The organism is Metabacillus hrfriensis, from assembly GCF_030127205.1.
Classification (GTDB): Bacteria; Bacillota; Bacilli; order Bacillales; family Bacillaceae; genus Bacillus_P; species Bacillus_P dongyingensis.
The window spans coordinates 1,179,318-1,192,045 of sequence record NZ_CP126116.1 but is presented as its reverse complement, the minus strand read 5'-3'; the positions used below and the strand labels follow the sequence as shown (position 1 = coordinate 1,192,045).

The window sequence follows — 12,728 nt, the reverse complement described above, 5'->3', positions numbered from 1 at the left end:
AAAAAAATTTATGTTACTGACTTACTGTCAGTGCTGTGTGCTTGATCGTTTTTTCAATGATAGCAATCGCTTCATCTATCTCATCAGCCGTTACAGTAAGCGGAGGAAGAAGACGGATTACATCAGGACCTGCAGGGAGTGTTAATAAACCATTGCTTCTCAGTTCAGAAATAATTGGGGCTGATTCTTGATTTAATTGAATACCGATCATAAAGCCTTTACCTCTAATCTCAGTTACAGCAGGAGCATGAAGCAATGAATCTTTAAGCAAATCGGCCATTTTCTCTGATTTTTTCACAACTTCATGCAAGAATTGGGGCTGAAAAATCTTTGTGAGCGTGGCTTTTGCTGCAGCCATAGCAAGTGGATTTCCCCCAAACGTCGTCCCATGTGAGCCTGGCTGAAAGGATGCAATCAATTCTTTTTTTCCGATCATGGCTCCAACAGGAAATCCGCTGCCGAGTCCTTTGGCTGCTGTAATAATATCAGGCTCAATTTGAAAATGCTGATAAGCAAACGGTAGTCCCGTCCGTCCAATGCCAGTCTGCACTTCGTCAATAATCAGGAGGGCGGAAAGACGTTCACATGTCTTTTTTACTTCTTCTATAAAAGAGGCTTCTGCCGGTACGACTCCTCCCTCTCCCTGAATAACCTCAAGCATAATAGCAGCATAACCATCTCCTTCTAATTGCTGAAGAGACTCTGTATCGTTATAAGGCAAATATTCAAACTGCGGCAATAATGGTCCGAAGCCATCATGAATTTTGGACTGGCCTGTTGCAGACATCGTAGCAAATGTTCTTCCATGAAACGATTGCTTAAAGGTAACAATCTTCGTTTTGCCCGTGTGCTTTCTCGCAAGCTTTATCGCAGCTTCATTTGCTTCAGCGCCGCTGTTGCAAAAAAATACTGCATCACCGCAGCTGTTTGCTGTGAGAATTTCCGCAACTTCCTCTTGCAATGAATGCTGAAAAAGATTGGAAACGTGCCAGACTTTATCAAGCTGATCTTGAACAGCCTGCTTCACATCTTTGTCTCCATGGCCTAAATTACAAACAGCAATTCCAGAGATAAAATCAAGATAGGTTTTGCCATTTTGATCGGTGGCGACTGAACCGTTTGCTTCCTTTATCTCCAAATCCCATCGCGCATATGTAGGAAATACATGACTCATTTTAATGCAGCCTCCTTGTTCATGGTAATTTTTGTTCCCAAGATGGATTGTTCTGCAACAAACATTGATTGACCGCTGACAATCATCACTTCTTTTAAAGACTGAGACAATGACTTCATCGCTGCCTGGACTTTAGGAATCATCCCGCCGTTAATAATGCCTGCACCAATCATTTCTTCGATTTCATCTGGCGTTGTATGATTAATTACTTGTTTTTCCTTCAAAATGCCTGGCACATCTGTAACAAACAGCAGTTTTTGGGCACCAAGTGCACTTGCTATAGCTGCAGCTGCTGTATCAGCGTTAACATTAAGAGTTTGATGATCTTCTGTTCTCGCTATCGGGGCGATGACAGGTACGTAGTCGCCGTCAATCAGAGTTTTAATCAGGTGAGTATGGACGTTAGAAATTTTTCCGACGTACCCAAGTTCTGTTTCATTCAAAAACTCGGCAGTCAGCATTCCGCCATCAGAGCCCGCAATTCCTGCTGACATGAGATTATTTTGTTCCAAAGCTCTTACAATCTGCTTATTGATTTGGCCTGCAAGCACCATTTCAGCGATATTCAGGACCTGCTTTGTTGTTTTTCTCTGCCCATTAATGAATTGAGTCTGAACGTTCATGCTTTTGAGAACGCTGTTGATTGCAGGTCCGCCGCCATGGACAATGACGACTTTATAGCCTTGTTTTTTCAGCTCGTGCAGGCTTCCGAAAAAAGCCTCAGACAGTTCATCAACAATACTTCCTCCGCACTTCAACACGACAACTTTGCTCATGATTCTCTCCTTACGTTCTGTAGCTTGCGTTAATTTTGACATAATCATATGTCAGGTCACAGCCCCAGGCTTTTCCCTCTCCGTTTCCGATTCGGAGGTCAATATGAATATTCACTGTGTTTTTGTCCAGCACTTCTTTTGCCTTATCTTCTGAAAAATTCTGAGGCTGGCCATTATGATACAGACATTGATCACCTAAAAAGATGCCGATTTTATCAGGATTCACTTCTGCGCTGCTGTGGCCGATTGCACCGATAATTCTTCCCCAGTTTGCATCAGATCCATAAACGGCTGTTTTAACAAGACTTGAACCTACCACTTTTTTTGCTGTAATTCTGGCTTCCGCATCATTTGCTGCTCCCTCAACTGTCACTTCAATCAGCTTCGTAGCGCCTTCACCGTCTCTTGCTATGCTCTTTGCAAGATCCTCGCATACAAGTTTAAGGCCTTGTTTGAAGGTAACCCAATCATCATGCTGCGGTGTCAGAGGTTCATTATTCGCCAAGCCGTTTGCCATGACTAAAACCATATCGTTCGTTGAAGTTTCGCCATCGACCGTAATTTGATTGAAAGATACATCTGTTAATTCACTGAGGGCCTGCTGCAGAACACTGCTTTCTATGGAGGCATCAGTTGTAACAAATGCAAGCATTGTCGCCATGTTGGGATGGATCATCCCTGAGCCTTTTGCACAGCCGCCGATTGTGACTTTTCTTCCGTCAATCGTCATCTCATAGCATGTTTTCTTCGTCACTGTATCGGTCGTTAAAATCGCCTCTTGAAAAGCCGGTGACCCGTCTTTTGAAGGAGAAATATCATCCACACCATTCCGAATGCAGTCCATTTTCAAGTATTCTCCGATAACTCCTGTTGAAGCAACAGCCACATGCTCTTCTTTTAATGCAAAAGAATTCGCGCACAAAGCTCTCATCTCATATGCATCTTTTAATCCCTGCTCTCCTGTACATGCATTGGCAATCGCACTGTTCACTATAAGTGCCTGCAGTTTGTGATCCATTTCAATGCTTTCTTGTGTTATTTTCAGCGGGGCTGCCTGAAAATGACTTTGCGTGTAAACTGCAGCACAGCTTGCCGGAACTTCGCTTATCAAAACGCCTAAATCTTTTTTTGCATATCGCAACCCGGTATGTACGCCATCTGCCGTAAATCCAGCAGGCGATGTAACCGATCCTTCATCTATTTTCCGGAGCCCGATTGACTCTTTAACTTTCAGCATAATACAACCTCCTATGGATATAGCGGTGTGAGCTCAAGTCCCATTGTTTCTTGATATCCATTCATAATATTAAAGTTTTGCACTGCCTGGCCTGCAGCGCCCTTCATTAAGTTATCAATCACTGAAACGATCGTGATTCTTTCTGTCCGCTCATCATAAGAAAGACCGATGTCACAAAAATTTGAACCGTATACCTCTTTAGTTGATGGAAATTCCCCAAGCGGCCTCACTCTTACAAAATAGGAATCTCTGTAAAAAGCTTGATAGCATGCAAGTAATTCCTCTGAACTCATTTTTCCTTTTGTATTCGCGTAGATGGTTGCCATTATACCCCTTGTCATTGGAACTAAATGCGTTTGAAAGGTAATAGCTGAAATGTTTTCATTCATGCACTGAAGCGCTTGTTCAATTTCAGGAATATGCTGATGTTCATTCACTTTGTAGATTTTCAAGTTTTCATTTACTTCTGAATAATGAACACCTGCGCCTGCTTTTCGGCCTGCACCGGAAACACCTGTTTTCGCATCTATAATAATGGAAGTTTCCTTGATCAGCTCACTAGATACAGCCGGCGCAATGCCGAGGATGGAAGCTGTCGGAAAGCAGCCTGGATTTGACAGAATGGATGCGTTCATAATAGATGGTTTATTCAGCTCAGAAAGACCATATACCGCTTCATCAACAATCCTCTGGTCTGCAGCCTTTCGTTTATACCATTTCTCGTATAAAGCAGAATCTTTTAATCTCAAATCTCCTGATAAATCAATTACCTTTACCTCATCCAGGTTGATTTGAGGCAAAATCTCAGCCGCAGCTCCAGGCGGAGAAGCCATAAAAAGGGTATCAACCTCTTTTTCAATCCTTTTACTGTCTATGCTGACCAGTAATTCATCACTGATGCCGGTTAAATGCGGATAAGATTCCCTGTATGGCTTTCCTTCTTCAGAAGATGTATAAAGAATACATTTATTCACTTTTGGATGTTTTGTGAGAAGCCGGTATAACTCATTGCCTCCGTAGCCCGTTGCGCCTATAATACCTACATTCAAATGTATCACCCTTTAATTTATATCGTTCTGCTGTTTGAATTAGTACCCATTATAATACTGCATAAAAATAAAATCAATTGTATATTTAAATATTTTTAAGTTTTATAGATTGATTGCGAAAAGGAAAAGAACAAATTCCGGAATATGCCGATTCAGAAGATTTTGGCAATTTGGAATAAATCCAGTCTGGACGAGTCTAAATAGCTTCAGATGATTCCCGATTTCAAAAAAAAAAATCCCAGCCCTATAAATATAGAACTGGAATTTACTCTCACTGCACGCCTAATGCTATTTTTGCGATTCGGCTCATTCTGTCTTTTGTCCAAGGCGGATTCCAGACGATGTTTACTTCTGTTTCTTTAATTTCAGGAATATCACGCAAGGCTGTTTTTACTTGATCAATGATTGTCCCGGCAAGCGGACAGCCCATTGAAGTTAAGGTCATCGTGACAAGCGCTGTGCCGTTCTCGTCAAGCTCTACATCATAAACAAGTCCAAGATTCACAATGTCAACACCAAGCTCCGGGTCAACGACAAGTTCAAGCGCTCCATATATATTTTCTTTTAATGCTTCTTCCATAGCAATCACTCCTCATAGCAAAGTATATCGAAACCATGCAGCAATCTGAAATTATCTGCTTTCAAGTAAAAAATCGGCAAACCAGTCGACAGTTGCAATAAGTCCTTCTCTTGAAACTTTATGATCTGCATTAGTATCTGCGATAAATTTCAGATATTCAGGCTTTTCCTCATAGGACGATTTGATTTCCTGGAAAAACGTGTAGGTCGGATCAAAAGGAACGACCTGATCCTTCTTACCGTGCCAGAATAATAATGGACGTGCTGCGAGCTTTTCAGTATGTATACTTAAATCATAAGCCTGCAGACTTAAGAAGTGCTGCTCAAGCTCTTCATCAGTGAGCGGAACTTTAATGCCCATTTTTTGTATATATTGTATTTGCTGCCGGGAAAACTGTTCATAATAAGGACTTCCCATTAAGCTTGCAGCTGCTTTGATCCATTTGTATTGCGTCAATGCTCCAAGGGTCACAATCCCGCCCATGGAAGTTCCTGCAACACCGATTTGACCGGGATCAATCAGTTTTTCATTTTCAAAATAGTCCTTAATTATCTGCAATTCATTGATTTCATTTATTACAATGCTCCAAAATTGCATATTTAACTCTAGTCCTGCAAGATTTTCACTTCTTTCTCCGTGATGCAGGGCATCCGGCAGTACAACACGAATTCCTTTTTCAGCAAGCAGGTAGGCATAGTGCAGGTTATGTTCCTTCGCGCTTGTAAAACCGTGGACAAAAATGACAAACGGCGTTTTTTCATTTTTGGCAGAATCCTTTACCACATGAAGTAATGGAATACCTGCTGCATTCATTTTTTCAACAGCGATCATGTTTTATGCCTCCCTCTTTTTCTTTATCTTAAGTGTAACATGTAGACAATAATCTTGGAAAAAAGATACACTGTTAGTAGGACTGGTTTTTTAATTCAAAGAATAAAGGAGCTTCTATGACAACAAAACCTTATTTAATTGCCCTTGATTTAGATGGTACTTTATTAAAAGATGATAAAACGATTTCTGCTTATTCAAAAGAAATCATTAAAAAAGCAAAAGAAGCAGGACATATTGTCTGCATTTCAACAGGACGGCCGTATCGTGCCAGTTCAATGTATTACGAGGAGCTTGGACTCGATACGCCAATCGTCAACTTTAACGGAGCATTCGTCCATCATCCAAAAGATGATAAGTGGGGAGCGTTTCACACAACTCTTTCCTTAGATGTTGTAAAGCAAATCGTTGAAGTGTGCGAAAAGCACAACGTCAATAATATACTTGCTGAAGTAATGGATCATGTGTATTTCCATTATCACGACGAAAAACTTCTGGATATTTTCACAATGAATACTTCAGACATCACAGTTGGAGACCTGCGTAAAAATCTTGGAGATGATGTAACAAGTATTCTAATCCATGCTTCTGAGGAAGAAGTGGACAATATCCGCAACTACTTATCAGATGTTCATGCTGAGCTTGTCGATCACAGACGCTGGGCTGCCCCGTGGCACGTTATTGAGATCATCAAGCACGGAATGAATAAAGCCGTGGGATTAAAAAAAATTGCTGATTCGTACAACATTCCCGCAGAAAGAATCATTGCATTCGGCGATGAAGACAATGATCTTGAAATGCTGAAATATGCTGGTCAGGGTGTTGCAATGGGTAATGCCATTCCTGAACTCAAGAAGGTTGCGAACAGAGAAACGAAAACAAATGAAGAGGATGGCATTGCCATTTACTTAAAGGACACCTTGTCGCTATAAGGGCGTCCTTTTTTAGTGAAGATTACCATCCATAGAACAAACCCCAATGAGACAAAATAAAGAAGACGCATCAGCAGCGTCAGCAAATATTCTTTTAGGGGGAATTTCGCATGAGCAGCAATAAATCTAAACGCTTTGTACAGCAAGGTAAAGATTCCGTTACGAAACATGATGAACGTTTCCCTTATCACACAACAATGGCTGAGTCAGAAGAGCGCAAAGCTCAAATGGCAGAAAAATCCTCTTTAGGAGGCTTTTAATATGGGCAATCAACTATTTCAGGCAGCAAGAAAAGCGGTAGAAAAGGCTGGCGAGGTTTTAAGCGGCAAGATGAATGACGATCATAATCATCAGCAGAACCAATTCAGCCAGCATGATGACAGTCAGCAAAATCAGTATTCAAGTCAGCACCAAGGCCAAAATGGCGCACAGAACAGCCACCAGGGCGTAGATGCAGACGCAAAAGCAAAAGCAGAAGGTGCACTCATGTCCGCCTTTGCAAACGCTTCTCCTGCGGAACAAAAACAGCTAAGCGAACTTCAAGACGAATTGAAGAATATGTAGTAAAAAGGGCTAAAACGGCCGGTTAGCAGATAAGCAGAAATAGCCGTTTTTCTTTACTGGCAGATCCGTTCGCACCAAGATGTCAGCAATGAAGCAGGGCATCATGATTAGCCCATAGTAATAAAAAAGCTGCGGAATTTTCCGCAGCTTTTCTCTTTATTCAGTTACCGTGAATTTAGCTTTTGCTTCTAAGGCTTTTACACCTTCTGCTTTTCCGGTTAATAAAACCTTTACTGTGTATTCACCGGCTTCAATTTTATTCCCTGCACTTTTCTTGTCCCATGTTTCCTGCCAGGTTTGACTCTCTCCTGAAGGCAGCTTTAGATACTGCAGTGCTTGAGTGAACATTCTTCCCTTTGAATATTTGTACACTTCTGCTCCGTTTGGATCTGTAATGATAATTTCATATTTCTGTCCTGATGAGAACTCGAAATTCTTTTCTTCATCTGTATTGTTTTTTAGAGTGATATTGATTTGCACACTTTCAGGGCTTTCCTTCGTCTCAACAGCTAATTGAACTTCTTTCGTTTCCACGTCACCGGACACCTCTTCCGCTTCATCCTTATTTTCAGCAGTTTGACCGCAGCCGACAAGAAATAATAAGCCCAGCATAATGAATACAAGCTTTTTCATATCGTGCACGTCTCCTATTCTTTGCGGAAGAAACCAAAGATTCCTGTTGTTTGAATGATATTTGTAAATGCCTTTGGATCAACTTCCTTAATGATTTTTTCTAAATCATAAAGCTCATAGCGTGTGATCACAATCATCAGCAGGTCCTTTTGCTCGTTTGTAAAAGCACCTTTAGCAGGAACCATTGTAATCCCTCTTACCATTTTAGCATGAATGGCCTTTTTTAGATCATCAGCTTTTTTTGTAATGATCATGGCTGTCAATTTTTCATGTCGTGTATGAATTGTATCAATAACACGTGTTGAAGCATAAAGCGTAACAAGAGTGTAAAGCGCTTTTTCCCATCCATATAGCAATCCCGCTGTAAAAATGATAATTCCGTTTAAGATAAAGAAATAAGTGCCGACAGGTTTATCCTTCATTCTCGAAAGGATCATAGCTACAATATCCAGTCCGCCTGTTGAAGCACCATATTTAAGCGTAATGCCTACGCCAATCGCAACAATGACGCCTCCAAATACAGCGTTAAGCAAAATATCCTCCGACAAAGGATATAAAGGGACGATTGATAAGAATACTGTGGTGGCTGCTACACTAAGTAAACTGTACAGCGTGAACGATTTCCCAACTTTTTTCCATCCAAGTATGGCTACTGGAATGTTAAGAAGGAGCAGAAGCACCCCTGTCGATATGTAAAGGGGGGTGTATTCTTTAATTACACTTGATAAAAGCTGGGCGATGCCGGTAAATCCGCTCGCATAAACATCAGCAGGAATCATGAATAAATTCAGGCCGACAGCATTCAGCAGCGCTCCAAAAATAACGACAACCGTTTTTTTTACTTCATCATAAACCATTTGCAGAAAATCCTCCCGGGCTATAAGATAATGATAGTATTTCTGATTTACCACAATTTCTTGCAGATCAATACAAATATTGTGTTTTAGGACAGCGTAACATTCTTTACTTCTTTTTGGCTAAGTGCTAATTTAGAACTATATATGAGGCTATTATCCCGTTTTGCGGGTAAAACCAGATGAAATGAGGTGTCAAAATGACGGTCCATATCGTCGCAGACAGCGCATGCGATCTGCCGCTTGAATTTTATGAGAAACACGGCGTAACACTTCTCCCTCTTGGTGTACATATTGAGGAAAATGACTATCGCGATTTAGTCACGATTTCCCCTAAAGAAGTATACGACGCGATGCGTGAAGGGAAAATAGCTAAAACGACTCAAATCTCTCCTCTTGATGTAAAAGAGACATTCACTGAATTTGCTAAGAAAAAAGTGCCGGTATTGTATGTTGCTTTTTCATCGGAGCTTTCCGGAACCTATCAGACTGCTGTCATGATTGGAAACGAAGTCAAAGAAGAATATCCTGATTTTGAGCTTTCCATTGTGGATTCCAAATGTGCTTCCCTTGGCCTTGGACTTTCAGTTAAATATGCAGTTGACCTGGCCAGTAAAGGAAACACTCTGCAAGAAATTGAAGCTTCTGTAAAAGACTTTTGTGAACATACAGAGCACATCTTCACCGTCGACAACTTAGAATATTTAGCAAGAGGCGGCAGAATCAGCAAAGCATCTGCCTTTGTAGGCGGTCTTCTCAACATCAAACCGCTTCTTCATGTCGAAGGCGGCAAGCTGATTCCGCTTGAAAAACTAAGAGGCCGGAAAAAAGTTTTCCGAAGGGTCATCGAGCTGATGAAAGAGCGGGGCGTAAATCTTGAAAGTCAGACCATCGCCATCAGTCACGGGGATGATGAGGTCTCCGCCAAGGAAATAAAAGCAATGATTGAAACTGAATTTCATCCGAAAGAAGTATATATAAACACAGTCGGCTGTTCAGTTGGAGCGCATTCCGGACCTGGCACGATTGCCATTTTCTTTTCAAACAAACCGATCTCATAATATTATACTTACAGGGCAACATAAACGTATCTTTTCAGTAAAGGAGTTTTTATGATGCCGCATACAAGCGATAACGACAAAAAAGCAAAAGACAATAATGCCAAAGAACATGAAAGAAACATGATGCGCGAGAAAAACCGCCAAAAAGGCGAAAGACAATATTCTAAAAAGACCGACCGTTTATAAGAGAAGCAAAAGCGGCCTGGTTTGCTCTGAAAGGATAAGAATCTGCTGGAAAAGTTCGGGTTTGACTTTTTTGCGGCGGATCCTTTCTGACCTGGGAATTAGGCCTGAAGCTAGACATAAATGCGCAAAATTTCTTAATTTCTTATATAAAAACAGCAGCGATTTTCCGCTGCTGTTTTTGTTTTATTGAAGCTTAAACTTCGAAAGCGTCTGATTTAAATCATCTGTCAGCTGTCTGAGTTCAATCACTTTTTCCACCATTTTTTCGAATGCGAGGAGCTGTTCAGTTGTCGAAGCAGAAATTTGCTCGCTTCCTGCTGCTGTCTCTTCTACAACGGCACTGATGCTTTCTACATTTTGCAGCACTTGTTCTCCAAGTTTCTTGGAATTCAATATTCCTGATTTTAAATCATTCAATTCGGATGTAATTCCTTTTACTTTATGATCGATAGCTTCAAAAGCACTTGTTGTATGATCCATTCCGTTCTGCTGTTTTTGAGCAATCGATACCCCATTCACAACAGATTCTGAAATACTGGATATTCCTGACTGAATTAAACTGACCATTTCAAATATTTGAGATGTTGCACCGGTGGATTCTTCTGCAAGCTTTCTCACTTCAGCAGCAACAACAGCAAAACCTTTGCCTGCCTCACCGGCACGCGCAGCCTCAATGGCGGCATTTAAAGCGAGCAGATTCGTCTGATCCGCAATATTTGAAACAACCTTAGCCATATCTTCTATTTTCGTCATATACCCAATAAATGTTCTTGTTGATTCTTCAATTTGCCGGGTCGTATTCATATTCTCCTGAATAAGCAGCCGCTGTGCTTTAATCGCGCTCTGTCCTGATGTGATGGCATTCACCGTTTCTTTTCCATATTGAACGGATTGCTCAGACCGGGTTACATTTACGCTGAAATCAAAATCCATTCTCTCAATCAAAGTAACCGCATCTTGAAGATCGGAGGAGATCGATTGTGATCCTGCAGATAATTCATCTGTAGAAACAGCTACCTGATTACTGATTTCAGTTAATGCTCTGTTCTCTTCCTCGAGATCTTTTGCAAAACCTTCTACTTCTTTACTCACGCTGTCGATTGAGAATAGAAGTCCTTTAAGCTGATGTGTCATTGAAGTGAAAGAATCATTCAGTGCTGCTATTTCATCTTTTCCCTTATAGGAAATAGCAGCCACTGCCAAATTTCCATTTGCAATTTCACTTGCCTGATGGGAAAGCCCTTTGAGAGGCTTTGTAATGGCATTTGTCATTCGAATCACAATATAAGAAGATAATAAAATTAAAAGAGCTGTACCGATTATTGCCGATAATATAACGAATTCGATTTGTTTTTTCAAGTTCTCCTGAAGCATCTCATATCGTTCATTCGCATAAAAATTCATCAAGTGCACATCATTGGAAATCCCATCAACACGAACAGACTGGCGCTTGGCTTCTGCTTGATTTTTTTGATTCAGAGCCTGGCCTGTTTCTTCTTTAAAAGCTTTAAATTTAATTGAAGCCTTTTGAAATGCTTGTTTTGTATTTTTATCCTTCACGGTTTGATTTATTTCTTCAAACAGTTTTTCATTTCTCTGAAGTGATTGAAGAGTCTCTTCTTTTTGAGCATCTGTCAATGAAAAGGCAAAGTTGTTCAGACTTTGTTTTGTTACAGTAAGCTCTCCCTGCAGCTTTTCAATATTTAGCAGAACAGGAACCTCATTTTGATTAGATGATTGAATGGAAAGCATATTCACGATAATATAACCAATCATCAAAGTTGCCATAATAATGATGCTGAGTGAATTCAGCAAAAGTTTTTTCTTAAGTGACACAAGTCATCCCCCTAGTTGCCTTCTGCTAATTTTTTCTGCCATTCATCAAGAGTTTTCCGCTGTTCATCCGTAAGCGAAATAACGCGGATTGGCGCCAGCTGAACACCATTGTCTTTTAAACCTAATTCTATATGTCCTTCAGGAACCTTATTTTCTCTTGCATACTCCTTAAGCAGCTGGTAGATACCCACGTCTACATTCTTGAGCATAGAGGTTATCACTGATTTCTCAGCGTAAAAATACTGATCGCTGTCAACTCCAATTGCGTAAATACGGTTTTCTTGTGCTGCTTTTAGTGCCCCTACTCCGGTAAAGCCAGCAGCAGCATATAAAACATCAGCCTTATTGCCAATCATTTTTTTCGCTATTTCACTGCCAAGTTTATCGTTGCCGAAATCATTGGCATATTCCGTGATAATGGCAATATCCGGTTTAACCGCTTTAGCACCTTCTGAAAATCCATCTGCAAACTTATTGATAAGCGGAACATCCGCTCCTCCAATAAATCCTACAGTATTCGATTTTGATGTCATGGCGGCAACAACTCCTGCCAAAAAGCTTCCCTCATCCTCTTTAAACGTAATCGACGTGATGTTATCCAGCTCTGAAATCGCATCAATTAATATAAATTTCTGTTTCGGATATTTTTTCGCCGTCTTCTCAAGATCCTCCTGAACCATAAAACCCAGTCCGATAACAAGGTCATTGCCTTCTTCAACTAATTCAGTCAACCCCTTTTCATAGGTGCCAGTATCTTTAATTTCCCTATAATCAAATAAGATTCCAAGCTCATCACGGGATTTAATTAGTCCGCCAAATGCTGAATCACTAAATGACTGATCTCCCAGTCCGACGTCAGATAGCATAATCCCAACCTTTATCTTTTCATCTGCATTGCTCTCCATTGCAGCTTGTCCGCAGCCTGCAAGCAAAATCGTGATGCAAAATGAAAGCAGCACAGCAATATGTTTTCTTTTCATTTGATGTATTCTCCCCTTTAAAAGTATCTCCTCATGTC

Annotated in this window: 15 protein-coding genes; 5 read left to right on the top strand and 10 right to left on the bottom strand. The window is 40.7% G+C overall.

The window, feature by feature from the left end:
• Positions 1 to 13: 13 nt before the first annotated feature.
• The 6 genes from QLQ22_RS05850 to QLQ22_RS05825 form a co-directional block, all read right to left on the bottom strand.
• Positions 14 to 1,174, bottom strand: a complete 1,161-nt coding sequence (locus tag QLQ22_RS05850; RefSeq protein ID WP_223440352.1) for an acetylornithine transaminase — start codon at positions 1,172 to 1,174, stop codon at positions 14 to 16.
• Entirely contained in the window at positions 1,171 to 1,950 is a 780-nt protein-coding gene (gene argB / locus QLQ22_RS05845) for an acetylglutamate kinase (RefSeq protein ID WP_252208223.1), read from the bottom strand. The genes QLQ22_RS05850 and argB overlap by 4 nt, the downstream gene beginning before the upstream one ends.
• A 10-nt stretch (positions 1,951 to 1,960) precedes the next feature.
• Positions 1,961 to 3,187 carry a bifunctional ornithine acetyltransferase/N-acetylglutamate synthase gene (gene argJ, locus QLQ22_RS05840; RefSeq protein WP_223440350.1) on the bottom strand — a complete coding sequence of 409 codons (1,227 nt, stop codon included), beginning with the start codon at positions 3,185 to 3,187 and terminating at the stop codon, positions 1,961 to 1,963.
• Between the two features lie 11 nt (positions 3,188 to 3,198).
• Positions 3,199 to 4,236 (bottom strand): N-acetyl-gamma-glutamyl-phosphate reductase, encoded by a 1,038-nt coding sequence (gene argC / locus QLQ22_RS05835; protein WP_284016204.1) that lies wholly within the window; start codon positions 4,234 to 4,236, stop codon positions 3,199 to 3,201.
• Between the two features lie 271 nt (positions 4,237 to 4,507).
• Positions 4,508 to 4,816 (bottom strand): metal-sulfur cluster assembly factor, encoded by a 309-nt coding sequence (locus QLQ22_RS05830; protein WP_223440348.1) that lies wholly within the window; start codon positions 4,814 to 4,816, stop codon positions 4,508 to 4,510.
• 51 nt (positions 4,817 to 4,867) lie between these two features.
• Positions 4,868 to 5,647: an alpha/beta fold hydrolase gene (locus tag QLQ22_RS05825; protein WP_223440347.1), complete on the bottom strand. Its 780-nt coding sequence runs from the start codon at positions 5,645 to 5,647 to the stop codon at positions 4,868 to 4,870.
• Between the two features lie 116 nt (positions 5,648 to 5,763).
• Here QLQ22_RS05825 and QLQ22_RS05820 point away from each other — a divergent pair, with 116 nt between their 5' ends.
• From QLQ22_RS05820 to QLQ22_RS05810, 3 genes are all read left to right on the top strand, one after another.
• Entirely contained in the window at positions 5,764 to 6,576 is an 813-nt protein-coding gene (locus QLQ22_RS05820) for a Cof-type HAD-IIB family hydrolase (RefSeq protein ID WP_223440346.1), read from the top strand.
• A 110-nt stretch (positions 6,577 to 6,686) separates the two neighbouring features.
• On the top strand, positions 6,687 to 6,836 hold the full coding sequence (locus QLQ22_RS05815) for a hypothetical protein (protein WP_223440344.1): 150 nt from the start codon (positions 6,687 to 6,689) through the stop codon (positions 6,834 to 6,836).
• A gap of 1 nt (position 6,837) precedes the next feature.
• The gene (locus QLQ22_RS05810; RefSeq protein WP_252208218.1) at positions 6,838 to 7,140 is read left to right on the top strand and encodes a DUF3813 family protein; all 303 of its coding nucleotides are present in this window, start codon (positions 6,838 to 6,840) and stop codon (positions 7,138 to 7,140) included.
• A 156-nt stretch (positions 7,141 to 7,296) separates the two neighbouring features.
• Here QLQ22_RS05810 and QLQ22_RS05805 read toward each other — a convergent pair whose 3' ends face one another.
• Together QLQ22_RS05805 and QLQ22_RS05800 are read right to left on the bottom strand one after the other, a co-directional pair.
• Positions 7,297 to 7,773 carry a BsuPI-related putative proteinase inhibitor gene (locus QLQ22_RS05805; protein WP_223440341.1) on the bottom strand — a complete coding sequence of 159 codons (477 nt, stop codon included), beginning with the start codon at positions 7,771 to 7,773 and terminating at the stop codon, positions 7,297 to 7,299.
• Between the two features lie 14 nt (positions 7,774 to 7,787).
• Positions 7,788 to 8,630: a YitT family protein gene (locus QLQ22_RS05800; protein WP_252208213.1), complete on the bottom strand. Its 843-nt coding sequence runs from the start codon at positions 8,628 to 8,630 to the stop codon at positions 7,788 to 7,790.
• 197 nt (positions 8,631 to 8,827) lie between these two features.
• Between QLQ22_RS05800 and QLQ22_RS05795 the strand changes: the two genes are divergently transcribed.
• Together QLQ22_RS05795 and QLQ22_RS05790 are read left to right on the top strand one after the other, a co-directional pair.
• Positions 8,828 to 9,688, top strand: a complete 861-nt coding sequence (locus tag QLQ22_RS05795) for a DegV family protein (RefSeq protein WP_223440337.1) — start codon at positions 8,828 to 8,830, stop codon at positions 9,686 to 9,688.
• 54 nt (positions 9,689 to 9,742) lie between these two features.
• The gene (locus QLQ22_RS05790; protein ID WP_223440335.1) at positions 9,743 to 9,874 is read left to right on the top strand and encodes a DUF3941 domain-containing protein; all 132 of its coding nucleotides are present in this window, start codon (positions 9,743 to 9,745) and stop codon (positions 9,872 to 9,874) included.
• A 183-nt stretch (positions 9,875 to 10,057) separates the two neighbouring features.
• On the opposite strand, the gene QLQ22_RS05785 is transcribed toward QLQ22_RS05790, so the two are convergent.
• Entirely contained in the window at positions 10,058 to 11,710 is a 1,653-nt protein-coding gene (locus tag QLQ22_RS05785) for a methyl-accepting chemotaxis protein (RefSeq protein ID WP_284016203.1), read from the bottom strand.
• Between the two features lie 11 nt (positions 11,711 to 11,721).
• On the bottom strand, positions 11,722 to 12,690 hold the full coding sequence (locus QLQ22_RS05780) for a BMP family lipoprotein (RefSeq protein ID WP_284016202.1): 969 nt from the start codon (positions 12,688 to 12,690) through the stop codon (positions 11,722 to 11,724).
• Positions 12,691 to 12,728 lie beyond the last annotated feature (38 nt).

What these genes read in the sequence shown, in the direction of transcription:
- QLQ22_RS05850 (WP_223440352.1), bottom strand. Translation starts at nt 1,174, where the DNA reads ATGAGTCATGTATTTCCTACATATGCGCGATGGGATTTGGAGATAAAG.
- argB (WP_252208223.1), bottom strand. Translation starts at nt 1,950, where the DNA reads ATGAGCAAAGTTGTCGTGTTGAAGTGCGGAGGAAGTATTGTTGATGAA.
- argJ (WP_223440350.1), bottom strand. Translation starts at nt 3,187, where the DNA reads ATGCTGAAAGTTAAAGAGTCAATCGGGCTCCGGAAAATAGATGAAGGA.
- QLQ22_RS05830 (WP_223440348.1), bottom strand. Translation starts at nt 4,816, where the DNA reads ATGGAAGAAGCATTAAAAGAAAATATATATGGAGCGCTTGAACTTGTC.
- QLQ22_RS05825 (WP_223440347.1), bottom strand. Translation starts at nt 5,647, where the DNA reads ATGATCGCTGTTGAAAAAATGAATGCAGCAGGTATTCCATTACTTCAT.
- QLQ22_RS05820 (WP_223440346.1), top strand. Translation starts at nt 5,764, where the DNA reads ATGACAACAAAACCTTATTTAATTGCCCTTGATTTAGATGGTACTTTA.
- QLQ22_RS05815 (WP_223440344.1), top strand. Translation starts at nt 6,687, where the DNA reads ATGAGCAGCAATAAATCTAAACGCTTTGTACAGCAAGGTAAAGATTCC.
- QLQ22_RS05810 (WP_252208218.1), top strand. Translation starts at nt 6,838, where the DNA reads ATGGGCAATCAACTATTTCAGGCAGCAAGAAAAGCGGTAGAAAAGGCT.
- QLQ22_RS05805 (WP_223440341.1), bottom strand. Translation starts at nt 7,773, where the DNA reads ATGAAAAAGCTTGTATTCATTATGCTGGGCTTATTATTTCTTGTCGGC.
- QLQ22_RS05800 (WP_252208213.1), bottom strand. Translation starts at nt 8,630, where the DNA reads ATGGTTTATGATGAAGTAAAAAAAACGGTTGTCGTTATTTTTGGAGCG.
- QLQ22_RS05795 (WP_223440337.1), top strand. Translation starts at nt 8,828, where the DNA reads ATGACGGTCCATATCGTCGCAGACAGCGCATGCGATCTGCCGCTTGAA.
- QLQ22_RS05790 (WP_223440335.1), top strand. Translation starts at nt 9,743, where the DNA reads ATGCCGCATACAAGCGATAACGACAAAAAAGCAAAAGACAATAATGCC.
- QLQ22_RS05780 (WP_284016202.1), bottom strand. Translation starts at nt 12,690, where the DNA reads ATGAAAAGAAAACATATTGCTGTGCTGCTTTCATTTTGCATCACGATT.